The organism is Streptomyces sp. ISL-1 (genome assembly GCF_018614585.1).
In the GTDB taxonomy this organism is placed as follows: Bacteria; Actinomycetota; Actinomycetes; order Streptomycetales; family Streptomycetaceae; genus Streptomyces; species Streptomyces maoxianensis.
This window is the reverse complement of sequence record NZ_JAGGOI010000007.1, coordinates 79,408-102,306: the sequence shown is the minus strand read 5'-3', so window position 1 is coordinate 102,306 and position 22,899 is coordinate 79,408. Positions and strand designations below refer to the sequence as shown.

23 protein-coding genes and 1 riboswitch are annotated in these 22,899 nt (G+C 71.1%); of the genes, 7 read left to right on the top strand and 16 right to left on the bottom strand.

What is annotated here, in order from left to right:
- Positions 1 to 68: 68 nt before the first annotated feature.
- The 3 genes from J7E87_RS05890 to J7E87_RS05880 are packed head-to-tail and all read right to left on the bottom strand — an operon-like array spanning position 69 to position 1,940.
- Positions 69 to 863 (bottom strand): DUF3710 domain-containing protein, encoded by a 795-nt coding sequence (locus J7E87_RS05890; protein ID WP_215090641.1) that lies wholly within the window; start codon positions 861 to 863, stop codon positions 69 to 71.
- A gap of 1 nt (position 864) precedes the next feature.
- A complete protein-coding gene (gene dut, locus J7E87_RS05885; protein ID WP_215090639.1) occupies positions 865 to 1,377 on the bottom strand; it encodes a dUTP diphosphatase in 513 nt (170 codons plus the stop codon).
- Positions 1,377 to 1,940: a PaaI family thioesterase gene (locus tag J7E87_RS05880; RefSeq protein WP_215091249.1), complete on the bottom strand. Its 564-nt coding sequence runs from the start codon at positions 1,938 to 1,940 to the stop codon at positions 1,377 to 1,379. The genes dut and J7E87_RS05880 overlap by 1 nt, the downstream gene beginning before the upstream one ends.
- 114 nt (positions 1,941 to 2,054) lie before the next feature.
- Here J7E87_RS05880 and J7E87_RS05875 point away from each other — a divergent pair, with 114 nt between their 5' ends.
- Positions 2,055 to 2,513 carry a DUF3093 domain-containing protein gene (locus J7E87_RS05875; protein WP_215090637.1) on the top strand — a complete coding sequence of 153 codons (459 nt, stop codon included), beginning with the start codon at positions 2,055 to 2,057 and terminating at the stop codon, positions 2,511 to 2,513.
- Positions 2,514 to 2,525: 12 nt separating this feature from the next.
- Here the strand turns inward: J7E87_RS05875 and J7E87_RS05870 are convergent, their stop codons facing one another.
- The 4 genes from J7E87_RS05870 to J7E87_RS05855 form a co-directional block, all read right to left on the bottom strand.
- Complete coding sequence (locus tag J7E87_RS05870) at positions 2,526 to 3,443, bottom strand: EcsC family protein (protein WP_215090635.1); 918 nt, start codon at positions 3,441 to 3,443, stop codon at positions 2,526 to 2,528.
- A gap of 13 nt (positions 3,444 to 3,456) precedes the next feature.
- A complete protein-coding gene (locus J7E87_RS05865) occupies positions 3,457 to 3,753 on the bottom strand; it encodes a DUF4193 domain-containing protein (RefSeq protein ID WP_142213239.1) in 297 nt (98 codons plus the stop codon).
- Between the two features lie 392 nt (positions 3,754 to 4,145).
- Positions 4,146 to 5,381: a HAMP domain-containing sensor histidine kinase gene (locus J7E87_RS05860; RefSeq protein WP_215090633.1), complete on the bottom strand. Its 1,236-nt coding sequence runs from the start codon at positions 5,379 to 5,381 to the stop codon at positions 4,146 to 4,148.
- A gap of 6 nt (positions 5,382 to 5,387) precedes the next feature.
- Positions 5,388 to 6,041 (bottom strand): response regulator transcription factor, encoded by a 654-nt coding sequence (locus J7E87_RS05855; protein WP_215090631.1) that lies wholly within the window; start codon positions 6,039 to 6,041, stop codon positions 5,388 to 5,390.
- A gap of 313 nt (positions 6,042 to 6,354) precedes the next feature.
- Here J7E87_RS05855 and J7E87_RS05850 point away from each other — a divergent pair, with 313 nt between their 5' ends.
- A complete protein-coding gene (locus J7E87_RS05850; protein WP_215090629.1) occupies positions 6,355 to 6,537 on the top strand; it encodes a hypothetical protein in 183 nt (60 codons plus the stop codon).
- 129 nt (positions 6,538 to 6,666) lie between these two features.
- Here J7E87_RS05850 and J7E87_RS05845 read toward each other — a convergent pair whose 3' ends face one another.
- A complete protein-coding gene (locus tag J7E87_RS05845; RefSeq protein WP_215090628.1) occupies positions 6,667 to 7,467 on the bottom strand; it encodes an inositol monophosphatase family protein in 801 nt (266 codons plus the stop codon).
- 9 nt (positions 7,468 to 7,476) lie between these two features.
- Positions 7,477 to 8,604, bottom strand: a complete 1,128-nt coding sequence (locus J7E87_RS05840; RefSeq protein ID WP_215090627.1) for a ferrochelatase — start codon at positions 8,602 to 8,604, stop codon at positions 7,477 to 7,479.
- 187 nt (positions 8,605 to 8,791) lie between these two features.
- On the opposite strand from J7E87_RS05840, the gene J7E87_RS05835 reads away from it, so the two are divergent.
- The 3 genes from J7E87_RS05835 to sepH all read left to right on the top strand — a co-directional run bounded on the left by J7E87_RS05835 (position 8,792) and on the right by sepH (position 12,861).
- Positions 8,792 to 10,033, top strand: coding sequence for an MFS transporter (locus tag J7E87_RS05835; protein WP_215090626.1), 1,242 nt, complete (start codon positions 8,792 to 8,794; stop codon positions 10,031 to 10,033).
- Positions 9,993 to 11,312 (top strand): D-arabinono-1,4-lactone oxidase, encoded by a 1,320-nt coding sequence (locus J7E87_RS05830; protein ID WP_215090625.1) that lies wholly within the window; start codon positions 9,993 to 9,995, stop codon positions 11,310 to 11,312. The genes J7E87_RS05835 and J7E87_RS05830 overlap by 41 nt, the downstream gene beginning before the upstream one ends.
- A 502-nt stretch (positions 11,313 to 11,814) precedes the next feature.
- Complete coding sequence (gene sepH / locus J7E87_RS05825) at positions 11,815 to 12,861, top strand: septation protein SepH (RefSeq protein WP_215090624.1); 1,047 nt, start codon at positions 11,815 to 11,817, stop codon at positions 12,859 to 12,861.
- Positions 12,862 to 12,924: 63 nt separating this feature from the next.
- Here sepH and J7E87_RS05820 read toward each other — a convergent pair whose 3' ends face one another.
- On the bottom strand, positions 12,925 to 13,755 hold the full coding sequence (locus tag J7E87_RS05820; RefSeq protein WP_215090623.1) for a sulfurtransferase: 831 nt from the start codon (positions 13,753 to 13,755) through the stop codon (positions 12,925 to 12,927).
- 226 nt (positions 13,756 to 13,981) lie between these two features.
- Here J7E87_RS05820 and J7E87_RS05815 point away from each other — a divergent pair, with 226 nt between their 5' ends.
- Positions 13,982 to 14,755, top strand: a complete 774-nt coding sequence (locus J7E87_RS05815) for a VOC family protein (protein WP_215090622.1) — start codon at positions 13,982 to 13,984, stop codon at positions 14,753 to 14,755.
- Here the strand turns inward: J7E87_RS05815 and J7E87_RS05810 are convergent.
- From J7E87_RS05810 to J7E87_RS05795, 4 genes are read right to left on the bottom strand one after another with little or no spacing between them, the layout of a single operon-like run.
- Entirely contained in the window at positions 14,727 to 15,407 is a 681-nt protein-coding gene (locus J7E87_RS05810; RefSeq protein ID WP_215090620.1) for a thymidine kinase, read from the bottom strand. The two genes, J7E87_RS05815 and J7E87_RS05810, sit on opposite strands and share 29 nt — an antisense overlap.
- A gap of 50 nt (positions 15,408 to 15,457) precedes the next feature.
- Positions 15,458 to 16,651 carry an alkaline phosphatase family protein gene (locus J7E87_RS05805; protein ID WP_215090619.1) on the bottom strand — a complete coding sequence of 398 codons (1,194 nt, stop codon included), beginning with the start codon at positions 16,649 to 16,651 and terminating at the stop codon, positions 15,458 to 15,460.
- The gene (locus tag J7E87_RS05800) at positions 16,651 to 17,235 is read right to left on the bottom strand and encodes a DUF5998 family protein (protein WP_215090617.1); all 585 of its coding nucleotides are present in this window, start codon (positions 17,233 to 17,235) and stop codon (positions 16,651 to 16,653) included. The genes J7E87_RS05805 and J7E87_RS05800 overlap by 1 nt, the downstream gene beginning before the upstream one ends.
- Before the next feature lie 37 nt (positions 17,236 to 17,272).
- On the bottom strand, positions 17,273 to 20,359 hold the full coding sequence (locus tag J7E87_RS05795; protein ID WP_215090616.1) for a GNAT family N-acetyltransferase: 3,087 nt from the start codon (positions 20,357 to 20,359) through the stop codon (positions 17,273 to 17,275).
- A gap of 162 nt (positions 20,360 to 20,521) precedes the next feature.
- On the opposite strand from J7E87_RS05795, the gene J7E87_RS05790 reads away from it, so the two are divergent.
- On the top strand, positions 20,522 to 20,803 hold the full coding sequence (locus tag J7E87_RS05790; RefSeq protein ID WP_215090614.1) for an HPr family phosphocarrier protein: 282 nt from the start codon (positions 20,522 to 20,524) through the stop codon (positions 20,801 to 20,803).
- A 218-nt stretch (positions 20,804 to 21,021) separates the two neighbouring features.
- On the opposite strand, the gene J7E87_RS05785 is transcribed toward J7E87_RS05790, so the two are convergent.
- Both J7E87_RS05785 and J7E87_RS05780 read right to left on the bottom strand, forming a co-directional pair.
- Positions 21,022 to 21,699, bottom strand: a complete 678-nt coding sequence (locus J7E87_RS05785) for a GntR family transcriptional regulator (RefSeq protein ID WP_215090612.1) — start codon at positions 21,697 to 21,699, stop codon at positions 21,022 to 21,024.
- A 191-nt stretch (positions 21,700 to 21,890) separates the two neighbouring features.
- Positions 21,891 to 22,661, bottom strand: a complete 771-nt coding sequence (locus tag J7E87_RS05780) for a M23 family metallopeptidase (RefSeq protein ID WP_215090609.1) — start codon at positions 22,659 to 22,661, stop codon at positions 21,891 to 21,893.
- A 12-nt stretch (positions 22,662 to 22,673) separates the two neighbouring features.
- Positions 22,674 to 22,838: riboswitch (cyclic di-AMP (ydaO/yuaA leader) on the bottom strand.
- Positions 22,839 to 22,899 lie beyond the last annotated feature (61 nt).

Sequence of the window (22,899 nt, the reverse complement as noted above, 5' to 3'; positions counted from 1 at the left end):
CAGACCAATGGGCCGCACTCCCCTGAGGGAGCGCGGCCCACCGGCCCGGTCGACTTCCGTCCGAGGTGTCAGCGCACCTCGGTGATCTCGGGGCCACGCTGCAGCTGCCCCATGCCGCCGGAGAAGCGGGAACTCTCCTGCTCGTCCTGCTGGACGCTCTCGGGGACCATCTGCGCGTCGTCCGGCAGCTTGAGGACGATCGGGTCGCGCGGCGCCATCGGCCCGTCGCCCCGTACGACGACGGTGTCCTTGAAGATCTGCTCGAGCAGCCCGGCGGCTGCCGGCTGCACGGCGCCCTGTCCGGAGATCACTCCGCGCAGGAACCAGCGCGGCCCGTCGACGCCGACGAAGCGCACCAGCTGTACACCGCCCGTGCCGTCCGGCAGCTGAACCGGAACCTGGGCCCGCAGTTCCCAGCCGAGCGGCCCCTCGACCTCGTCGATGATGCCGCCCTGCTGCGTGATGCCGGAGGCGATCTCCTCGCGGACCTCGCCCCAGATGCCTTCCTTCTTGGGCGCCGCGAAGGCCTGCAGCTGTACGGCGCTGTCGCGCAGCACGACGGTGGCGGCGACGATCGCGTCACCCGCGACCTCGACGCGCAGCTCCATGCCCTCGACTCCGGGCACGAAAAGACCGCCCAGATCGACCCGGCCCTCGCCGGGCCTGGATACCTCGGAGACGTCCCAGGGGCCGTCGGGCCGGGGCGCCGGCGGAAGGTTCGCCCGGCGGGGCGTGCCCTTCCCGGCGGACTCGGCTGTCTGGTCGGAGTGCCGAGCGTCACGCTCGTCGACGACCTGCTCGACCTCGCCCGCTGCGTCCGCCGCGTCCCCGGCAGAACCACTCTTCTTGCGACGTCCGAACACGTCACTGTCCTTCCCGGTCGGATACGACCGAAGCGTATCGATTCCCACCCGTTGAGCCGTCCACGGCGGCATGACCGCCGGTGGACCCGAAGCCCCCCTCGGCCCGCGCCGAGCCGGGAAGCTCCGCCACCTCGTGGAAGCGCACCTTCTCGACCTGCTGGACGACCAGTTGGGCAATCCGGTCGAACCGATCGAACCGCACGGTCTCGCGCGGATCGAGATTGACCACGATCACCTTGATCTCCCCACGGTACCCGGCATCCACCGTCCCCGGGGCATTCACGAGGGCTACTCCGCAGCGGGCTGCGAGACCGGACCGCGGGTGCACGAAGGCCGCGTACCCGTCGGGGAGAGCGACAGACACTCCGGTGGGCAGAACGGCTCGCTCACCCGGGGCGAGTTCGACCGCCTCGGTGGTCACGAGATCGGCGCCGGCGTCGCCGGGGTGTGCGTACGCCGGGAGCGGCACCTCGGGGTCCACGCGACGGATCAGCACATCGACAGGCTCGCGCATCAGGGGTTCACCTCGAAGGCGCGGGCGCGCCTGATCTGGTCGGGGTCCGCCATGGCTGCCTGGATCTCCTCCGGGCGGCCGTTGTCGATGAAGTGGTCGACCTTGACCTCGACGAAGAGGGCGTCGGCACGAACGGCGACCGGCCCGTCGGGGCCGCCGATCCGGCCCACGGCGGTGGAGTAGATCTTGCGTCCGGCGACCGCGGTCACCTCCGCCTCCAGGTGCAGCACGGTGTCCACGGGCACCGGGCGTACGAAGTCGGTCTCGAGCCGGCCGGTGACCGCGATGGTCCGCAGCAGCCAGTTCAGCGAGCCGAGCGTCTCGTCCAGGGCGGAGGCGAGTACGCCGCCGTGCGCGAGGCCGGGCGCGCCCTGGTGCGCGGGCTTGACGGTGAACTCGGCGGTGACGCTCACACCTTCACCGGCCCGCGCCTGGAGGTGCAGGCCGTGCGGTTGCGCCTCACCGCAGCCGAAGCAGTGTTCGTAGTGCGCGCCGAGGAGCTCACCTGGGGCCGGGGCCTCGGGGTGCCTCACCGGCGGTATGGCGTCGGCCGGAGGGGTCATGGCCGCGGCCCGGCCAAAGGGTCCGGGGGCCGCTCCCGGGGATTTCGCAGTGCTCACAGGCGCAGACCTTACCCGCGCGGCTACCCGCAGACCGCACCGTGCCAAGCTGGTTTCATGCAGCTTTCCGCCCCGCACTACGAAGAACGTCTGACCGCACCCCGTTCGTGGTGGGTCATCACCGCCCTCGTGGGCGTCGCGGGCGGCGTGCTGATGCTGCCGCTGGGGACGCTGCCGATGCTCGGCGGCCTGATCGGCGCGACAGCGATGGCGGGCGTCGTGGTCAGTTCGTACGGCTCGGTACGCATCCGCGTGGTGGCGGGATCGCTGGTCGCGGGGGACGCCCGGATCCCGCTGACGGCGCTCGGTGAAGCCGAGGTGCTGGACGCGGAGGAGGCGCGCGCCTGGCGCTCGTACAAGGCGGATCCCCGGGCCTTCATGCTGCTGCGCAGCTATGTCCCGACGGCCCTGCGGATCGAGATCACGGATCCGGCCGACCCGACGCCGTACGTCTATCTCTCGACCCGGAAACCGAAGGCGCTGGCTGCCGCTCTGACCGCGGTGCGCGCGGCCTGACGGCCAATGGGGTCAGCGGCCCGGTTCGCCGGGCGCCCGAACCGTCTCCAGCGGGTCCTTGGGCTGCTCCAGCGGCGGGAGCGGGGGCAGTGCGTCCCAGGGGACCTGTTTGCTGCGCAGATCCTTGCGGATGTGCTCCGCGAGCTTCTTGGTGTCCCTGTGGTTCAGCACCGCGCCGACGGCCGCGCCGACCATGAACGGCATCAGGTTCGGCAGATTGCGGACCATGCGCTTCAGGATCTGCTGCCGCAACTCGCGCTTGAAACGGCCGCCGAGTGCGGCGTTCACCGTTGCGGGCTTGGTGACGTCGATCCCGCGCTCCTCCGTCCAGGAGGTCAGATAGGCGGCGCTGCGCTCCCTGAGGTTGCCCGGCGCCCGGATGCCGTAGACCTCGTGGAGCTCGGCGATGAGCTTGAGTTCGATAGCGGCGACGCCGGTGATCTCCGCGGCCAGCTCGGCCGGCATCGCCGGCGGTACGGGCATCATCGCGGCCGCGCCGATACCCGCGCCGACCGTGGATGTGCCGTTGGCCGCGCCCGCGACCAGCTTGTCCGCAAGCTGCTCGGGAGCGAGGCCGGGGAACTGCTTGCGCAGCGTCGCGAGATCGCGCACCGGCACGCGTGGTGCGTTCTCGATGATCCGGTCGGCGATGTACGTGAGCCCCGCTCTGGCGCTCTCGCCACCCTTCCGGACGCTGTGCCGTACGGCGGTCAGGCGTGGAGCCCTGGTCGGGGACCCCGCCTGACCGGCTGCTTCGGACGAGGCCGGCAGGCCCCGTCCGTCGTCTTCTGCTGCGCCGTGGGGCAGCAGAGCGGCCGAGTGCTCGGCAGACGACTTGGCGTCGTGTGCCGGGCCCGTACCGCCCTGGTGCACCTCCGGCGGCTTGTGACGCCGCAAGCGCCGCTTCCTGGACGGTTTCTCGCCTGCCACGGCCGACCGGACCTCAGTCGCAGTCGCGGCAGATCGGCTGGCCGTTCTTCTCGCGTGCCAGCTGGCTGCGGTGGTGCACCAGGAAGCAGCTCATGCAGGTGAACTCGTCGGCCTGCCGGGGCAGCACGCGAACGGACAGTTCCTCGTTGGAAAGGTCCGCTCCGGGCAGCTCCAGGCCTTCGGCCTGCTCGAATTCGTCGACGTCTACCGACGACGTCGTCTTGTCGTTCCGGCGAGCCTTCAGTTCCTCAAGGCTGTCCGAATCGACGTCGTCGTCGGTCTTGCGTGGGGTGTCGTAGTCCGTTGCCATGTCGCTCTCCCCCTCTGGGTGTCTGCAGTGTCTCCAGCGCACGTAACGCGTGAGAGGCCGGACTTGTGCCCGACCTGAGGCGGAGATTTTGCCTCACATCAAGGTCTGTTACTCAATCGACACCCAACCGGATTCCTCAAGAGTGCTCCGGTTGGATGGCGATCGGGACCGTACACGGTCCGAATGTCGCACTTCACGGGCGCCACCCCGTGTACTTCCCGTGATCTCGACCCCTGGAAACCCGGACTTTTCCCGGTTTTCCGGCAGATCCTTGATCACGGAGAGTAGATGGCCTGAAATTCGCTCCTGTGATCGATCACACACAGGCATCTCGGGCACGCGTCCCGAAAATTCCGCGTAAAGCGAACGAGCGAGTCGCGTCGATCAGCATCTCAGACCGGGAGGGTGACGCGCATTACGAGGCCGCCGCCCTCCCGAGGCTCCGCGATAATACGGCCTCCGTGAGCGCGGGCCACCGAGCGGGCGATCGAAAGCCCCAGGCCTACGCCCTTGTCGCTGCCTGTGCGCTCCTGGCGCAGCCGTCGGAAGGGCTCGAAAATGTTGTCGATCTCGTACGCGGGAACCACCGGCCCCGTGTTCGAGACCACCAGCACCGCCTGGCCCTGCTGGATCTCCGTGGTGACATCCACCCAGCCCCCTTCCGGGATGTTGTAGCGCACGGCGTTCTGCACCAGGTTCATGGCGATCCGCTCCAGCAGGACGCCGTTGCCCTGCACGACGGCCGGCGCGTGCTCGCCGCGGATCTCGACGCATGTCGCCTCGGCCTCGGCGCGCGCCTGGTCGACGGCGCGCGTGGCGACCTCGGCGAGGTCCACCGGCTTGCGCTCGACGACCTGGTTGTCGCTGCGGGCGAGCAGCAGCAGGCCTTCGACCAGTTGTTCGCTGCGCTCGTTGGTGGCCAGGAGGGTCTTGCCGAGCTGCTGAAGCTCCACGGGCGCCCCGGGCTCCGAGAGGTGGACCTCCAGCAGCGTGCGGTTGATCGCGAGCGGTGTACGCAGCTCGTGCGAGGCGTTCGCGACGAACCGCTGCTGCGCGGTGAAGGCCCGCTCCAGGCGGTCCAGCATCTCGTCGAAGGTGTCGGCGAGCTCCTTGAGCTCGTCGTCCGGGCCGCCGAGTTCGATCCGCCGCGCGAGGTCGGAGCCGGCCACCTGCCGGGCGGTGCGGGTGATCCGGCCTAGCGGGGACAGGACGCGGCCCGCCATGGCGTAGCCGAAGGCGAAGGCGATGACGCTGAGGCCGAGCAGCGCGAAGAGCGACCGGCGCAGCAGATCGTCGAGGGCCATCTCCCGCTGGTACTGGAGGCACCCCGCGATGGCCTCGTTGAACTGCTTGCCGGTGCCCTGCTTCGGCAGCCGGCACCACTCGTTGGTGGGCTTCACCTCTCCGGTCACGATCTCGAAGGGCAGGTCGCCGGCCCTGACGTGCAGCGCCTGCGCGGTGAGCAGATAGATGATCGACAGCAGCAGGATTCCGGCGATCAGGAACATCCCGCCGTACAGCAGCGTGAGCCGTATCCGGATGGTCGGGCGCAGCCAGGGCCGCACCGGCTCCCGCGGGTCCCAGGTCGGTTTCGGAGGCGCCGCCGGTGGCGCGGGTGTGGTGGCCATCGCCCATCAGATCCGGTAGCCGGAGCCGGGCACGGTGACGATCACAGGCGGCTCACCGAGCTTGCGACGCAAGGTCATCACGGTCACGCGCACGACGTTGGTGAATGGGTCGGTGTTCTCGTCCCAGGCCTTTTCGAGCAGCTGCTCGGCCGAGACGACAGCGCCCTCGCTGCGCATCAGGACCTCCAGGACGGCGAACTCCTTGGGCGCGAGCTGGATCTCCTTGCCGTCGCGGAAGATCTCACGGCGGTTGGGGTCGAGCTTGATGCCGGCGCGCTCCAGGACGGGCGGCAGCGGCACAGTCGTACGGCGGCCCAGCGCCCGCACGCGGGCGGTGAGCTCACTGAAGGCGAACGGCTTGGGGAGGTAGTCGTCCGCGCCCAGTTCCAGGCCTTCGACGCGGTCGCTGACGTCGCCGGACGCGGTCAGCATCAGCACCCGTGTCGGCATCCCCAGCTCAACGATCTTGCGGCACACGTCGTCGCCGTGGACCAGCGGAAGATCGCGGTCCAGGACGACTACGTCGTAGTCGTTGACCCCGATGCGCTCCAGGGCCGCGGCGCCGTCGTACACGACGTCGACGGCCATGGCCTCCCGGCGCAGTCCGGTGGCCACCGCATCGGCGAGCAGTTGCTCGTCCTCGACGACGAGTACGCGCACGTCGTGATCCTTCCTCTGGGCCCGTCACCCCCGTGTTCGGAGCAGGGTGTGGGCACTGGCTGTGTGCATCCATCCTGCCCGTTACGCGCGTAAACCGGCTGTAAGGCGGTGGGGCTCCGGGACGGCCGGCCGGGCGCCCAGGAAATATCCGGATTCCCGGGACAGTTCAGGTTTCTCTGAGGGAACCGCTGGGGAAGACGACTGCACACCCGAGATCACGCCCTGTATGAGGCACGCCACGTCCTGTTCCAGGGTTGATCAACCCGCCGTCGGCACACCCCCGTGCCACCGACCCACGACGAGGGGGCGCAACATGGACGCATTCACCGCAGGACTGCTGCAGCGCATAAGGGCCGCGGAGACGGACCTCACGCTGGCTCGCGAGACGGGCGACGATTTCCTCGCGGATGTCGAGCAGGCAGAGCTGGACGACCTGCGCCGCCTGGCCGCGGAGCACGGCGTGGAGGTCAGCGCCGCGGAGGTAAGCGCTGCGTAGCGCCGGGCCGTTCAGGTACCGGACATGAGAAGGGCCCCGACGCCGCGGGACGGCGCCGGGGCCCTTCTGCGCTGCTTGTTCCGGCCGCGCCGCTTGTCGCACCGTGCCGCTTGTTCCAGCCGCGCCGCTCTAGTCGTGCCAGGCGCCGAACTCTTCCAGCAGTGCCTGCAGCGGCTCGAAGACGCCCGGGCTCGCCGCCACCGCCAGATCGTACGAAGGGCGCTGCCCGGGCCGGCCGCCGGTCAGGGCTCCCGCCTCGCGGGCGATCAGGTCGCCCGCCGCCAGGTCCCAGGGGTTGAGGCCGCGCTCGTAGTAGCCGTCCAGGCGGCCCGCGGCGACATCGCAGAGGTCCACGGCCGCGGAGCCGCTTCGGCGGATGTCGCGCAGCCGCGGGATCAGCCGCTGGGCGACGTCCGCCTGGTGGGCGCGCACGGCTGTGACGTAGTTGAAGCCGGTGGAGACCAGGGCCTGGTCCAGCGGGGGTGCCGGACGGCAGCTCAGGGGCTTGTCGTCGGCGTACGCGCCGCCGCCGAGCACCGCCCGGTAGGTCTCGCGGCGCATCGGGGCCGCCACGACCCCCACGACCGCCTCGCCGTCGCGCTCGGCAGCGATGGAGACCGCCCAGGTCGGCAGGCCGTACAGGTAGTTGACGGTGCCGTCGAGGGGGTCGATGACCCAGCGGACGCCGCTGGTGCCGGCCGTGGAGGCGCCCTCCTCGCCGAGGAAGCCGTCTTCGGGGCGGTGCTCGGCCAGAAAGCCGGTGATCAGCTTCTCGGCTGCGATGTCCATCTCCGTGACCACGTCGATGGGGCTGGACTTGGTGGCGGCGACGCCCAGGTCGGCGGGGCGGCCGTCGCGCAGCAACTCCCCCGCCCTGCGGGCGGCCTCCAGGGCGAGGTCGAGCAGTTCGGGCAGGAGAGGATCGGTCACGGAGTTTCCTTACGCGTAAGGGCTGTCGGCGCCGGCGGCCGCGGGCTTCGGCGCCCGGGCCGGGCAGCAGCCGACCGGACAGAGGTCGTGCGACGGGCCGAGCGCCCCCAGCGCGCAGCGCTCGGCGGGCAGGCCCCGTTCCGTCGCGGCACGCTCCAGGACGAGGTCGCGCACCGCGCCGGCGAACCGCCGGTCGGCGCCGACCGTCGCCGAACGCCGCACGGGCAGCCCCAGCTCGGCGGCCTTCGCGGTGGCCTCGGTGTCGAGGTCGTACAGGACCTCCATGTGGTCGGAGACGAAGCCGATGGGCACCATCACCACCGCGGGCGCGCCGGAGCCGTGCAGCGCCTCCAGGTGGTCGCAGATGTCCGGCTCCAGCCACGGGATGTGCGGGGCCCCGCTGCGTGATTGGTAGACGAGCTGCCAGGGGTGCTCGATACCTGTCTGCTCGCCCACGGCTTCGGCGATCAGCCGGGCGACTTCGAGGTGCTGGCGTACATAGGCACCGCCCTCGCCGTGCCCGCCGACCGGGCCCGACGCGTCGGCCGCGGACGTCGGGATGGAGTGCGTGGTGAACGCGAGGTGGGTCCCCGCGCGGAGCTCCTCGGGAAGGTCCGCCAGCGACTCGAGGACGCCTTCGATCATGGGGCGTACGAAACCGGGGTGGTTGAAGTAGTGCCGCAGCTTGTCCACGCGCGGCAGCTCGAGCCCTTCCGCCTCCAGGGTGGCCAGCGCGTCCGCGAGGTTCTCGCGGTACTGGCGGCAGCCGGAGTAGGAGGCGTACGCGCTGGTGGCGAGGACGGCGATGCGACGGTGGCCGCCTTGGACCATCTCGCGCAGGGTGTCGGTCAGATACGGCGCCCAGTTCCGGTTGCCCCAGTGCACCGGCAGGTCCAGGCCGTGTTCTGCGAAGTCCTTGCGCAGGGCGTCCAGCAGGGCGCGGTTCTGGTCGTTGATCGGGCTGACCCCGCCGAACAGGAAGTAGTGCTGCCCCACCTCTTTGAGCCGTTCCGTGGGGATGCCGCGACCGCGGGTGACGTTCTCCAGGAACGGGACGACGTCGTCCGGGCCTTCGGGACCGCCGAAGGAGAGCAGCAGCAGGGCGTCGTAGGGGGCTGGGTCACGCTGATCCGACATGGGACCGATCCTGCCACCAGCCTCTGACAGCGGGAAAACCGCCGTGCGGGGAACAGCCGTACCGGCGTAAGCTGTCAAGGCCTCTCATACGCCTTACGCTCGCGAGGCCACCCAGGCACAGCGATCAACAATGCCCCCCGGCCCACGCCCACAACGGCTCCGGTGAGGCGACTTACCGGAGCACTCCTTGCCCAGTCCGTACCGCGCCATCTTCGCCGCCCCAGGCAGCAAGGGGTTCTCCGCCGCGGGCTTCTTCGGCCGGATGCCGCTGTCCATGATGGGCATCGGCATCGTGACCATGATTTCCCAGATCACGGGGCGCTACGGACTCGCGGGCGCGCTCTCGGCGACGCTCGCGATGTCGGCCGCGGTACTCGGCCCGCAGATCTCCCGGCTGGTCGACCGGCACGGCCAGGCCAAGGTGCTGCGCCCGGCCACCCTCGCCTCGGTGGCGGCCGTCACGGGCCTGCTGGTCTGTGCCCAGCAAGACGCCCCGGACTGGACGCTGTTCGTCTTCTCTGCGGGCGCGGGCTGTGTGCCGAGCGTGGGCTCGATGATCCGCGCCCGGTGGGCAGAGATCTACCGGGGTTCGCCGCGCGAGCTGCACACCGCGTACTCCTGGGAGTCGATCGTCGACGAGGTGTGCTTCATCTTCGGCCCGATCATCTCCATCGGACTCTCCACTGCCTGGTTCCCCGAGGCGGGCCCGCTGCTCGCCGCCGGTTTCCTGCTCGTCGGCGTCTTCTGGCTGACCGCACAGCGCGCCACCGAGCCCGTGCCGCATCCACGCGAGCACCACACCGCCGGCTCCGCGCTGCGCTCCCCCGGACTGCAGGTTCTGGTGGCCACGTTCGTGGCGACGGGCGCCATCTTCGGCGCGGTCGACGTCGTCACGGTGGCCTTCGCGGAGGAACAGGGGCACAAGGCCGCGGCGAGCCTGGTCCTGGCGGTGTACGCGCTGGGCTCCTGCCTCGCCGGAGCGGTCTTCGGACTGCTCCACCTCAAGGACTCGGCCTCCCGGCGGTGGCTGGTGGGAGTGTGTGCGATGGCCGTGAGTATGATCCCCCTCCAACTGGCCGGGAACCTTCCCTTTCTGGCCGTGGCGCTCTTCGTCGCGGGCCTTTCCATCGCACCCACGATGGTGACCACGATGTCCCTGATCGAAGCGCACGTACCGCGCACCAACCTGACCGAGGGCATGACCTGGACCAGTACCGGGCTCGCGGTCGGAGTGGCGCTCGGCTCCTCGGCCGCCGGCTGGGTGGTCGACGCGTCGGGAGCGGAAGCGGGGTACGTGGTGCCCGCCGTCGCGGGAGCGCTCGCGGCCGTGGTGGCGTTCCTGGGGTACCGCCGGCTGCGCAGGCCGGTGCCGACGCGGGAGGGGCAGCGTGAGCGGGACTACGAAGACGGGGCGCAGCACGTGGCGTAACTGGGCGGGGAATGTCACCGCCCGTCCGGTACGGGAGGTCTCGCCCGCCTCCGTCGAGGAACTGGCCGACGCCGTACGGAAGGCGGCCGAGGACGGCTTCAAGGTGAAGGCCGTCGGCACGGGCCACTCCTTCACCGCCGCGGCGGCCACCGACGGAGTGCTGATCCGGCCCGAACTGCTCACCGGAATCCGGGACATCGACCGTACGGCCATGACCGTGACCGTCGAGGCGGGCACTCCGCTCAAGCGGCTGAACGTGGCCCTCGCCCGTGAGGGTCTCTCGCTCACGAACATGGGCGACATCATGGACCAGACGGTGGCCGGCGCGACCTCCACCGGCACGCACGGCACCGGCCGCGAATCGGCTTCGATCGCCGCCCAGATCAAGGCACTTGAGCTGGTCACGGCGGACGGCTCGGTGCTGACCTGCTCCGAGAAGGAGAACCCGGACGTCTTCGCGGCGGCCCGGATCGGGCTCGGGGCGCTCGGCGTCGTCAGCGCGATCACCTTCGCCGCGGAGCCGGTCTTTCTGCTGACGGCCCGCGAGGAGCCGATGGCCTTCGACAAGGTCACCGCCGAATTCGACGCGCTCTTCGCCGAGAACGAGCACTTCGAGTTCTACTGGTTCCCGCACACCGGCAACTGCAACACCAAGCGCAACAACCGCAGCGCGGGCCCCGCCGCCCCGCCCGGACAGATCAGTGGCTGGATCGAGGACGAACTGCTCTCCAACGGCGTCTTCCAGGTGGTCAGTTCGCTGGGCCGGGCGGCCCCCACGACGATCCCGGCGATCGCCAAGATCTCCAGCCGCGCCCTCTCCGCCCGTACGTACACGGACATCCCCTACAAGGTCTTCACGTCTCCGCGCCGGGTGCGGTTCTTGGAGATGGAGTACGCACTGCCGAGGGAGGCGGCGATCGGCGCGCTGCGCGAGGTGAAAGCGATGATCGAGCGCTCGCCGCTGCGGGTCGGCTTCCCGGTGGAGGTTCGGACGGCCCCCGCCGACGACATCGCGCTCTCGACGGCATCGGGCCGGGAGAGCGCGTACATAGCCGTGCACCTCTACAAGGGCACGCCGTTCCAGGCGTACTTCACCGCGGTGGAACGGATCATGACCGCGCACGGCGGACGGCCGCACTGGGGCAAGGTGCATACGCGGGACGCGGATTACTTGGCCGAGGCGTATCCGCGGTTCGGTGAATTCACGGCGCTGCGCGACCGGCTGGACCCGGAGCGGCTGTTCGGCAACGACTATCTGCGGCGGGTCCTGGGCGACTGAGGACCAAGGACCTCACCGAGGGAGTTGCTCGGCCATCTGTCCGACCATGCACCAGGTAGGGGCAGTTGAGCGATCCGAATAGTTCCCTTTGGGAAGAATCTGTGAATCAGGACACCTGGTCACCCATGCCCCAGACACCCAACTCCCGTACCCGAGCAGAAGTTCGGCGGCGCGGCGGTCCACCCCCGTGGCCCGAATGGAGTACTCTGGCGAGCCCTGGGCCCGGCCTCCCTCTTGGGTGTCCGGACCCCAGGTAGGGGGCCGAAAGCGGCGCTCGATCCGGCGGCGCCGCGGCACCGCATGGGTACTGGATGCACAGAGTGATGGGCTCGTTACTCAGAGTGGCAAATAGGTAACCGTGCCATAACGGCGATCCAGGGCCTGTGCCCGACACGCCGGGCAACTCGGCAAGGTTGTGGCAGGCTGCACCCGGGCAGGCCACACTCGACTAGCGGAAGCAGCGACGCACGTGACGTCGGCAGGCACCACCCGGGAGGTCCCCATGCCCGAACTGCGTGTCGTGGCCGTCTCCAACGACGGAACACGACTGGTGCTCAAGGCTGCGGACAGCACGGAGTACACGCTTCCGATTGACGAGCGGCTGCGCGCTGCCGTGCGCAATGACCGTGCACGCCTCGGCCAGATCGAGATCGAGGTGGAGAGTCACCTCCGCCCCCGCGACATCCAGGCACGTATACGCGCCGGAGCCTCCGCCGAGGAGGTCGCACAGCTCGCCGGCATTCCGGTCGACCGCGTGCGGCGCTTCGAAGGACCCGTGCTCGCCGAGCGCGCGTTCATGGCGGAGCGGGCGCGCAAGACTCCCGTACGCCGCCCCGGCGAGAACACCGGACCGCAGCTCGGCGAGGCGGTGCAGGAGCGGCTGACCCTGCGCGGCGCCGAGAAGGAAGCCGTGCAGTGGGACTCCTGGCGCCGGGACGACGGCACCTGGGAGGTGCTGCTGGTCTACCGGGTGGCTGGCGAGCCGCACTCGGCGAGCTGGACGTACGACCCGCCACGGCGGCTCGTCCAGGCCGTCGACGACGAGGCGCGCGCGCTGATCGGCGAGACGGACGGCACGATCGCCACGCAGGAGCCGAGCTTTCCGTTCGTACCGCGCATCGCGCGGCTGCCGCGGGACCGTCCGCTGGACCGCGCGCTCGACCGCCAGTTGGAGCGGCCGCCCGGGTCGCCGGCCGAGCCGGAGGAGAACGGCGGGGAGCGCGACTCCCTGACAAGCCTGCTGGAGGCGGTGCCGAGCTTCCGGGGCGACATGGTCGTGCCCGAACGGCCCGCACCGCCGGAGCCGGCGCCGACCGAGCCCGTCCAGGAGCCCGAGGAGGAGGAGCCGGTCGCTCCGGCGGCCTCCGCGGGCGCGGGTTCGGCATACGCGGACGTGCTCATGCCGCGGTCGGTGGCGGGTCACCGCGACCGGCTGACGGGCACGACGGACAGGCAGGCGGAGGCGGACGGCGTCCGCCCGGGCCGTCGCGCGGCGGTGCCGAGCTGGGACGAGATCGTGTTCGGCACGCGCCGCAAGAAGCAGGACTAGAGCGACCGACCGCCGAGGGGTCCGGCACCACAATGGCGCTGGGCCCCTCGGCGCGCCCGGGCGTCAGCCCGGTTGCGGGCCCGTCGCCACCGGGCGGGATTCGTCCCTCGACCACTGCGACCAGGAGCCCGCGTACAGCGCCGGTGTGAAGCCCGCGATCGCCAGGGCCACCGCCTGCTGGGCGGCCGAGACGCCCGAGCCGCAGTAGACGCCCACGGTTTTCACGTCCTCGCCCGCCCCGAGGGCGACGAAGCGTCCCGCCAGCCACTCGCGCGGCCGGAACAGGCCCGCCTCGTCCACGTTCTCCGTCGTCGGTGCCGAGACCGCGCCGGGGATGTGGCCGGCGACCCGGTCGATGGGCTCCACTTCGCCGCGGTAACGCTCTCCCGCGCGGGCGTCCAGCAGCAAGCCCTCGCGCGCCAGCGCGCCAGCGCCGTCGGCGTCCAGCAGCGGTAGCGCGCCCGGCTCGGGTACGAAGGTGCCCTCGGCCGGTTCGGGGATCTTGGTCTCCAGCGGCCCCGTCCACGCGGCGAGGCCTCCGTCCAGGACCCGCACGTGCGGGTGCCCCGTGAAGCGCAGCAGCCACCAGGCGCGCGCCGCACCCCAGCCCTTGTCGCCGTCGTAGGTCACGACGGGGGTGCCGGCGGAGATTCCGGCGCGGCGCATCGCCGCACCGAAGACTGTGACGTCGGGCAGCGGGTGGCGGCCGCCCGCTCCGGGCGGTCCGGCCAGTTCCGCTTCGAGGTCGACGAAGACGGCGCCCGGGATGTGCCCGGCCTCGTAGTCGGGCCGCCCGTTCGGCCCGCCGAGCTGGTAGCGGACGTCGAGCAGGACCGGCGGGGTGGGGCCGGAGAGTTCGCTCGCGAGATCGGTTGCGGAGACGATGGGGTTCATGTGGCCATCCTTGCGCAGCAACCGGGCGCAGAAGTAACGCATCCGAAACGGATGGTTAATGCCAGAACGGGCATCCTCCATCGGGAACCGGCCAAAAGCGGCGCGGCCGGGGCGCACTGGATGCCGGGGGGTGCGAGCATCGCCACGGGGCGCACGACCGTTGCACACAACGGCGCGTATCCGGTCCCCCGCACGACCACCACGATGGTCCGAGGAGAGATTGACGATGACAGAGGCGACTGGGCACACACCCGGCGCGCCCTGCTGGGTGAGCTTGATGGTGCACAGCCTTGACGCGACCCAAGCCTTCTACGCAGAGCTGTTCGGCTGGGAGTTCTCGCCCGGCCCGCCGCAGCTCGGGCCGTACGTCCGCGCGCTGCTGGACGGCAAGGAGGTCGCGGGCATCGGCCGACTACCTGCCGACCGGCATCTCGGGGTCGCCTGGACCCCGTACCTGGCGACCGACGACGCGGGCCCGACCGTCGAAAAGATCAGGAGCTACGGCGGCACGGTCGGCGTCGGCCCGCTGGACGCCGGGGACGCGGGCCGGCTGGCCATCGTCACCGACCCGGCTGGCGCGGTCTTCGGCATCTGGCAGCTGGCCGCCCACCGCGGCACAGCCGTGTACGGCACCCACGGCACACCGGTCTGGGAAGAGCTGCTGACCACGGAGACCGCTTCGGTCGGCAAGTTCTACCAGGCGGTCTTCGGCTACGAGCTGGAGCCGGTCGTCTCGGCCGACTCCGACTATGTGACGCTGCGTCTGGAGGGGCGTGCGGTGGCCGCCCTGCGCGGCGTGGGCAACGGCCTGCCGCGCGACCGGGGCCCGCACTGGATGACGTACTTCGAGGTCGAGGACACCGACGAGACCGCGCGCCGGGTGGTGGAGCTCGGCGGGCAGGTGCTGCGGCCGCCGAGAGACGATTCCAGCGGGCGGCTCGCGACCGTCGCGGACCCGGAGGGGGCCGTCTTCACGATCGTACGGACGACCGGTCACTGACGTCGGCGACCTCCACGGGCAGGACGTCCGGGGAGAGCGCGGCGGCACGAGAGGTGGCGGCGGTCATCCGCCGCCGGTGGTGGCGCCGGCACAGCACCTCGTAACCGATCTCGTCCGGCGACTGGTTGACATCGCCGACGACGACCTGGGCGCCTTCGACGACCATCACCCCGCCGACGGTACGGGCGTTGTGCGTGGCCCGCGCGCCACACCAGCACAGCGCCTCGACCTGGAGCACCTCGACCCGGTCGGCGAGTTCGACGAGCCGCTGCGAACCGGGGAAAAGCTTGGAGCGGAAGTCGGTGGTGATACCGAAGGCGAAGACGTCCACTTCGAGGTCGTCGACGACGCGCGCGAGCTGGTCGACCTGCTCGGGCGCGAGGAACTGCGCCTCGTCGGCGATGATGTAGTCGCAGCGTCCGCCCTTGGAGAGATGGGCGACGAGATACGCGTAGAAGTCGAAGCCCTCCGCTGCCTCGACCGCGTCGGTGACCAGGCCGAGCCGGGAGGAGAGCTTGCCCTCGCCGGCGCGGTCGTCGCGCGTGAAGATCATGCCCTGGAGGCCGCGCGTGGACCGGTTGTGCTCGATCTGAAGAGCGAGGGTGCTCTTTCCGCAGTCCATCGTTCCGGAGAAGAACACCAGCTCGGGCATGGGGAGTTGAGGACCTTTCGGGTCTGCGGGAGGGGAGCCACCACGGGCGCTTAAGAGCGTACTTCGAAGAGCGGGACGAGCTGTTCGACGGGGGTCATCGAGCCGTGCATCCCCACCATCGCCGACTCGTGCGGCTCGTTGACGGATGCGGTGATCACCACGTCGTCGTGGGCCGCGGCGACGACATCGCCGATGCGCCCGTACACCCGCTTGTCGACCCTGGCGCCGAACCAGCCGGCCGCGATCGCCTCGTCCCGGCTCGCCACCCAGAACTGCTCGCCGAGCACCTCGCGCCAGACCGCGAGCACATCGGACTCGGCGCCGGGAACGGCGTAGACATGGCGGGCCCGGCCCTCGCCGCCCAGCAGCGCGACTCCCGCGCGCAGCTCCCAGTCCTCGTCGAAGTCGATGCGCGACTGCTCGTCGAAGGGGATGTCGATCATGCCGTGGTCGGCGGTGACATACAGGGCCGCGCGGGGCGGGAGCTGCTCTGCGAGACGCTGGACGAGCCGGTCGACGTACATCAGCTGGCCGCGCCAGGCATCGGAGTCCACGCCGAATCGGTGGCCCTTGCCGTCCACTTCGCTGTAGTACGTGTAGACCAACGACCGGTCCCCCGCTGCGAGTCGGTCAGCCGCGAGGTCCATGCGCTCCTCGCCGGAGAGCCGGCCCAGGAAGCTGCCGCCGCTGAGCGCGACCTTGGTGAGCGGGGTGTGCTCGAAGGTCGGCGATGACACCTGCGCCGTGTGCACGCCTGCCGCGTCGGCCAGCTGGAAGACGGTGGGGTACGGCTGCCAGGTCCTTGGGTCGGTGTACGGCTTCCAGCGCAGCTGATTCATCAGCTCGCCGGTCTCGGGGTTGCGCGCGGTGTAGCCGGGCAGGCCGTGCGCGCCGGGTGGCAGGCCGGTGCCGACGGAGGCCAGCGAAGTGGCGGTGGTGGCGGGGAATCCGGCGGTTATCGGCCGTCCCGTGCCGCCGCGCGAGGTGGCGAGCAGGGAGGTGAGGTAGGGGGCCTCGTCCGGGTGGGCCTTGATCTGCTCCCAGCCCAGGCCGTCGATCAGGAACACGCAGTTCCGGTCGGCGGGGGTGAGCTCGGGGATGCTCTGGACCAGGCCCGGCACCCCCTGACCCGCGGCGAGCGTCGGCAGCAGATCGGCGAGCGATCCGGTGCCGTAGTCGGGGACGGGCGCGGTGTCGAGAGCGAGCGGGACGGGTTCGTCCGGCCAGGCTGCGGGCTGGGCCATCAGCGCGTGGCTGCCGTGGCTTCGGAGAGCGCCTGGGCGAAGGCGAGCGTCTGGCGGACGGCGTCCGCGCCGTCGCCGGCCTCGCTGACGCGCAGGCTCAGGTCGTCGGCGGTGGAATTGCCGGTGTAGCCGTGGTCCGCCTCGCAGTTGGGGTCGCCGCAGGCGGCGGGCTCCAGGTCGAGGCGGGAGACGGCGCCCCACCCGATGGTGAGGACGACCTCGCGGGGCAGCGTGCCGGGGGTGTACGACTCGGGGTTGGCGACGACGCGGCTGACCACGACGGACGAGATCCGGCCGAGCTTCACCGATTCGGTGGAGGTGGTGGCGTACGGCGCCGGGGAGGACGAGTCGGCGGCCTGCTCGTCGGTGTGGCTGACGATGAAGCGGTTGGCGGTCAGGACGAGGACGGTGACATGGCGGCGCACTTCGTTCGCGTCGAAAGTGGTCTCCTGGTGCACCAGGTACGACGCGATCTGCTCGCCACCGACAGCGGCCTCCACCGCCTCGGCCACGAGAGCCGGGTAGTAGCCGCTGCGCTCGATCGCCGCGCGCAGCCCCTGGGTCGTCATACCGGTCTTCGCCATGCGGTCCATCCTACGGGGCCGCGGGGGCGGTGAGCGCTCAGTAGCTGGGGAGTCGCCGGGGGCCGAGGTCGGTGCGGGCGAGGGGTGGCGCGAGGCGGACGGACGCGCCGAGCACGGAGAGGCCGCGCTGAGCGACGACGACCGGTTCGAGGCTGACCGCGACGACTTCCGGGTGGTCGTCGACCAGTCGTGACACTCGTAGCAGCAGCTCTTCGAGTGCCGGAGCGTCGACGGGCGCGGAGCCGCGCCAGCCGAAGAGGAGGGGCGCGGTCCGGATGGTCCTGATCAGCTCGGCCGCGTCGCGGTCGGTGGCGGGGACGAGCCGATGGGCGGTGTCACCGAGCAGCTCGGAGGGGGCACCGGCGAGTCCGAAGGAGAGCACGGCGCCAACAGCGGGATCGATGGCGGCGCGCACGACGGTGTCGACGCCGCGGGGGACCATCGCCTGCACGACGGGCTGCAGCTCCTCGGGCTTGCCCAGAGCTTCGGTCAACTCACCGTATGCCTGCCGCAGTTGGATCTCATCGGCCAGATCGAGCCGTACGCCGCCGAGGTCGGCGCGGTGGCGCAGGTGCGGGGCGGTGGTCTTGAGGGCGACGGGATAGCCGAGGCGGGCGGCGGCTCGCACGGCGGCGTCGGGGCCGGGGGCGGGGAGGGTCGGCCGTACGGAGATGCCGTAGCGGCGAAGGAGCTCGTGGGCGGGGGCGGGGGCGAGGGTGATGCCGCGGGGGTCGGCGTGCTCGCCGAGGAGCGCGTCGATCTGGCCGGCGGCGCCGGGCTCGTCGATGTCCTCGTACTGGGGGACCTTGCCGGGCTCGGCGGCTTGTCGGCGCCACTGGGCGTACTTCACCGCCTCGGAGAGCGCGCGGACGGCGCGCTCGGCGGCGGGGTAGGCGGGGATGCGGTAGTCGTGCGGGGCGATCGCGGGGGCCGGGGCTCCATAGCGCACAGCGTCGGACGCGCTCTGCCCCGGGGAGCGGCGGGGGGCAGCCCGGGTGCCAGCTTGCGGCGCTTCGCGGCCGGTGCCAGGGTCCGGGTCGTCGGCCGCCGGGGTGATGCCTGTCTGGGGGCGGGTGGCCGCTGCGGGGGGTGTGGCCGGGGCCGGAGCCGGGCTCGCGGCCGATGCCGACGCCGCTCCCGTGCTCGATGCCGGAGCCGGGCCCGTGCTCGATGCCGGCACCGCGCCCGTGGTCGATGCCGGAGCCGTACCCGTTGCTCCCGCCGGAGACGTACCCGTGCTCGATGCCGGCGCCGCGCCCGTACGCGTGCTCGTGGCAGCCGCCAGCGCTTCCGCCAGGCCGCCGATTTCCACGTGCACCACCGCCACCGGCTTCGCCGGGGACGCCGCCGCCGCGTCGCGCAGGGCCGCCGCCAGGACCTCGCCGTCACCCGATTCCGTGACGCCGTTCTCGCCCACCCACGGGATCGCCGTCACCACGACGGCGTCGCACGCATCGCCGGTCAGCGCTTCGGCGAGCGCCGCCCGGAAGTCCGCCGGGGTGGCCCTCGTCGTGAGGTCGCGCGGCGGCAGCGGGCGCAGGCCCTCCGCGAGGCAGGCGTCGTAGGTGAGGAGGCCGAGGGACTCGGAGTTGCCGAGGATCCCCACCCGCGGCCCGGCCGGCAGCGGCTGGCCCGCAAGCAGCAGGCCCGCGTCGACGAGTTCGGTGACGGTGTCGACGCGGATCACGCCTGCCTGGCGCAGCAGCGCCCCGACCGTGGCGTCCGGGATCCGGGTCACCGGCACCGCGTGCCCGGGCGGCTCGCTCCCGCTGTGGCGGGCGCCCTTGACCACGACGACCGGCTTCACCGCCGCCGTACGCCGCGCGAGGCGGGTGAACTTGCGCGGGTTGCCGATCGATTCGAGGTACAGCAGGACGACATCCGTGTCCGGGTCCTCGTACCAGTACTGCAGAAAGTCGTTGCCGGACACGTCCGCGCGGTTGCCCGAGGAGATGAAGGAGGACAGGCCCGCGCCGCGGCGGTGCAGGCCCGACAGCAGGGCGATGCCGATCGCGCCGGACTGGGTGAACAGCCCGATGCGGCCGGGCGCCGGGGACTCGGGCGCGAGGGAGGCGTTGAGGCGGACGGCGTCCGACGTGCTGATGATGCCGAAGGAGTTCGGGCCGATGATGCGCATGCCGTACGAGCGGGCCTGCCGCACCAGTTCGCGCTGCCGCTCCCGCCCGGCCGCGCCGCTCTCGGCGTACCCGGCGGTGAGGACGACCAGCCCCTGGACGCCGTGTTCGCCGCAGTCGGCGACCACCTCCGGCACCCGCTCGGCGGGAACGGCCACGACCGCGAGGTCGACCGGCTCCCCGATCTCGCCGACGGAGCGGAACGCGGGGACGCCGTCCACCTCCGGCTGCCCCTCGGGGTAGGCGCGGTTCACCGCGTACGTACGACCGGTGTACCCGGCGTGGAGGAGGTTGCGCAGCACGGTGCGTCCCACACCGCCCGGCGCGCGGCCGGTGCCGATGACGGCGACCGACCCGGGCGCGAGGAGGCGCTGCACGGAGCGGGCCTCCGCGCGCTGCTCGCGGCCGCGCTGCACGGCGACGGACTCGGCGGTCGGTTCCAGGTCGAGGGTCAGATGGACGGAGCCGTCCTCGAAGCTGCGTTTCTGGGTGTAGCCGGCATCCCGGAACACCTTGATCATCTTGTTGTTGGCCGGCAGCACCTCGGCGGCGAAGCGCCGGATCCCCCGCTCACGGGCGACAGCCGCGATGTGTTCGAGCAGCGCGGACGCGACGCCGCGCCCTTGGTGGGCGTCCTGCACGAGGAAGGCGACCTCGGCCTCGTCGGCGGGGGCGCTCGCGGGGCGGCCCTCACCGTTGATCCGGTCATAGCGGACAGTCGCGATGAACTCGCCGCCGACCGTGGCCGCGAGACCCACCCGGTCCACGTAGTCGTGGTGGGTGAAGCGGTGGACGTCCCTGGCGGAGAGCCGTGGATAGGGTGCGAAGAAACGGTAGTACTTCGATTCGTCCGAGACCTGCTCGTAGAAGCTGACCAGGCGTTCGGCATCCTGTGTGGTGATGGGCCTGATGCGTGCGGTGCCGCCGTCGCGCAGCACCACGTCTGCTTCCCAGTGATCGGGGTAGGCGTGGTCCGGCTCGGTCTGCATGGGAGAAAGCGTACGGCTCACCCACCGGTCGCGGCGGCCGTTGGCCGCGGGCAGTCTGGGGAAGCCGGTCGGCGGCCGCTCGCGGGCCGAGGGCCGGTGCGATCATGCTGTAACACATGAGAGACTGGTCTAGACAACCGCTAAGACCTGAAGGGCAACACCATGGCTGAGCGCCGCGTCAATGTCGGCTGGGCCGAGGGCCTTCACGCCCGACCCGCTTCCATCTTCGTCCGTGCCGCCACGGCCGCCGGCGTCCCGGTGACGATCGCCAAGGCCGACGGCAACCCGGTCAATGCCGCTTCCATGCTCGCGGTGCTCGGCCTGGGCGCCCAGGGCGGCGAGGAGATCGTGCTCGTCTCCGACGCGGAGGGCGCCGACGCCGCCCTGGACCGTCTGGCCAAGCTGGTCTCCGAGGGGCTCGAAGAGCTTCCCGAGACCGTCTGAGCAAGACCGCCTGAGCAAGACCGTCCGACCCCGGCAGTCCGACCCCGACAGTCTGAGTCCGGCAGCCGAATTGCTCGACAGCGGAGCCGCGGCATCCCGAATTCAGGATGCCGCGGCTCCGCTTTTTTGCGGTCCGGTTTTCGTGACACGGGCACCATGAATTCGGGCAGCATAAAATCCGCCCCGCGAATATCTTCTCTTTGTATACGGTGCGGCTGTTAATTGCGGACGCTCGCGGTGTTTACGGCTTGTTGCGAAGTCCTCACCCGCTCGGGACGGCGCAGCCGGTACGCGGTCGTGGCCCGCTCGGCGTGCAGTGCGGTCAGCGCCCGCGCCCGTTCCACATCGCCGCGCGCCACGGCATCCACGATCGCGCCGTGCTCGGCCCAGGACTCGACGGGCTTGGCCGGCTGGTCAACGGCGTACATCCAGGCGATCTTGTGCCGCAACTGGGTGAGCAGGGCGGTCAGGCCAGGGCTGCCGGAGGCCTGGGCGAGCGTCTCGTGGAACCAGCCGCCCAGTGAGCGCAGATCCTCGCCCTGGCCGCGGCGGGCCCGCTCCTGCCCCAGTCTGACCAGACCGCGCAGGACTTTGAGGTGCGCTTCCGTACGGCGCCGCGCGGCCCGGGCCGCGCCCAGCGGCTCCAGCAGCATTCGGACCTCCAGCAGGTCGGCCGCCTCCTGCTCGGTGGGCTCGGCGACGCAGGCGCCGGCGTGGCGGCGGGTGGTGACGAAGCCCTCGGACTCCAGGGTGCGCAGGGCCTCGCGGACGGGGACCCGGGAGACGCCGTAGCGGCGGGCCAACTGCTCCTCGGTGAGCCTGCCACCGCGCTCGAATACACCGGAGACGATGTCGTCGCGGATCGCCGTGCATACCGAGTGCGCGGGAATGCGCATGACCGAACCTCCGCTTTAATCCGCGCGAAACGCAGCCGATTGACGCCTGTTCGGTGACTCTATTGCAATCGGCCGGATTTTCCGATGGCCACTGGAAATCCATGGATATCTTTTGGCCAGAGAGCCGATCGGAGAGGCCCAACGCCGAAGGCCCCGGCGGCGGCCGGGGCCTTCGTTCGCTCAGGTGTCGTTCAGACGCCGACGCCGTGCGCACGCAGGTACGCGACCGGGTTGATGTCGGAGCCGTACTCGGGGCTGGTGCGGGCCTCGAAGTGGAGGTGCGCCCCGGTGGTGTTGCCGGTCGAGCCGGAGAGGCCTATCTGCTTGCCCGGGGTGACCCGCTGGCCGACCGAGACGCCGATGGACGAGAGGTGTCCGTACTGCGTGTACGAGCCGTCGTTCATCTTGATCACGATGTTGTTGCCGTAGGAGCCGCCCCAGCCGGCCTCGACGACGGTGCCCGCGCCGACGGCCACAACCGAAGTGCCGGACGCGGCATGGAAGTCGACGCCGGAGTGGCTGCCGGAGGACCAGAGCGAGCCGCCGGCCTTGTAGCCGGTGGTGACGTACGAGCCGGCGATGGGGAGCCGGAAGGAGTTCAGGCGCTTGCGCTCGGCCTCGCGAGCGGCGCGCTCCTTGGCCTCGCGGGCCTCCTTGGCGCGGGCCTCGGCCTTGCGCTTGGCCTCGGCCTCGGCCTTCGCCTTGGCGGCGGCCTCGGCGGCCTCCCGCTTCTGGGCGGCGGCCTGGTCGGCGATCTGGTCGGCGAGCGAGTCGGCGGCCACGATCTGGGTCAGGCCGGTGTCCTCGACCGTGGCGGCACCGGTCTCGGCTGCGAGCGCCGGGGAAGCGAGGGTTCCGATGACGCCGGTGGTGGCAAGGGCCGCGACGCCGGCCATGCTCGCGCTCTTGCGCGTCAGGCGGCTCGGGGCACGGTGCTTCCCGGTGGCACGGGTGAACGCCATGAAGTGGCTGGTCCTTTCCTTCCTTCTCGCCTACCGGGTTAGCTGACGGGTTCGGAGCAGGAAGGTCTCCTACGGGCTCCTCCGCACGGGTGCGTAGGCGTCCGATTCACCCCAGGGACTGATTGGGTCCCCGGCTCCCCAGGCTCGCGCCATACGGGGACTCGGCGATGACTGTCCGTCGCCGCGGGCGCGGCGGGCTACTGGCGGACAGCCGGACCGACGCTAGGCGTGTCATCTT

Coding starts and splice junctions, on each gene's coding strand:
- J7E87_RS05790 (WP_215090614.1), top strand. CDS start 20,522: ATGGCTGAGCGCCGCGTCAATGTCGGCTGGGCCGAGGGCCTTCACGCC.
- J7E87_RS05800 (WP_215090617.1), bottom strand. CDS start 17,235: ATGGCGAAGACCGGTATGACGACCCAGGGGCTGCGCGCGGCGATCGAG.
- J7E87_RS05785 (WP_215090612.1), bottom strand. CDS start 21,699: ATGCGCATTCCCGCGCACTCGGTATGCACGGCGATCCGCGACGACATC.
- J7E87_RS05815 (WP_215090622.1), top strand. CDS start 13,982: ATGACAGAGGCGACTGGGCACACACCCGGCGCGCCCTGCTGGGTGAGC.
- J7E87_RS05820 (WP_215090623.1), bottom strand. CDS start 13,755: ATGAACCCCATCGTCTCCGCAACCGATCTCGCGAGCGAACTCTCCGGC.
- J7E87_RS05840 (WP_215090627.1), bottom strand. CDS start 8,604: ATGTCGGATCAGCGTGACCCAGCCCCCTACGACGCCCTGCTGCTGCTC.
- dut (WP_215090639.1), bottom strand. CDS start 1,377: ATGCGCGAGCCTGTCGATGTGCTGATCCGTCGCGTGGACCCCGAGGTG.
- sepH (WP_215090624.1), top strand. CDS start 11,815: ATGCCCGAACTGCGTGTCGTGGCCGTCTCCAACGACGGAACACGACTG.
- J7E87_RS05795 (WP_215090616.1), bottom strand. CDS start 20,359: ATGCAGACCGAGCCGGACCACGCCTACCCCGATCACTGGGAAGCAGAC.
- J7E87_RS05865 (WP_142213239.1), bottom strand. CDS start 3,753: ATGGCAACGGACTACGACACCCCACGCAAGACCGACGACGACGTCGAT.
- J7E87_RS05850 (WP_215090629.1), top strand. CDS start 6,355: ATGGACGCATTCACCGCAGGACTGCTGCAGCGCATAAGGGCCGCGGAG.
- J7E87_RS05875 (WP_215090637.1), top strand. CDS start 2,055: ATGCAGCTTTCCGCCCCGCACTACGAAGAACGTCTGACCGCACCCCGT.
- J7E87_RS05780 (WP_215090609.1), bottom strand. CDS start 22,661: ATGGCGTTCACCCGTGCCACCGGGAAGCACCGTGCCCCGAGCCGCCTG.
- J7E87_RS05805 (WP_215090619.1), bottom strand. CDS start 16,651: ATGGCCCAGCCCGCAGCCTGGCCGGACGAACCCGTCCCGCTCGCTCTC.
- J7E87_RS05810 (WP_215090620.1), bottom strand. CDS start 15,407: ATGCCCGAGCTGGTGTTCTTCTCCGGAACGATGGACTGCGGAAAGAGC.
- J7E87_RS05860 (WP_215090633.1), bottom strand. CDS start 5,381: ATGGCCACCACACCCGCGCCACCGGCGGCGCCTCCGAAACCGACCTGG.
- J7E87_RS05880 (WP_215091249.1), bottom strand. CDS start 1,940: ATGACCCCTCCGGCCGACGCCATACCGCCGGTGAGGCACCCCGAGGCC.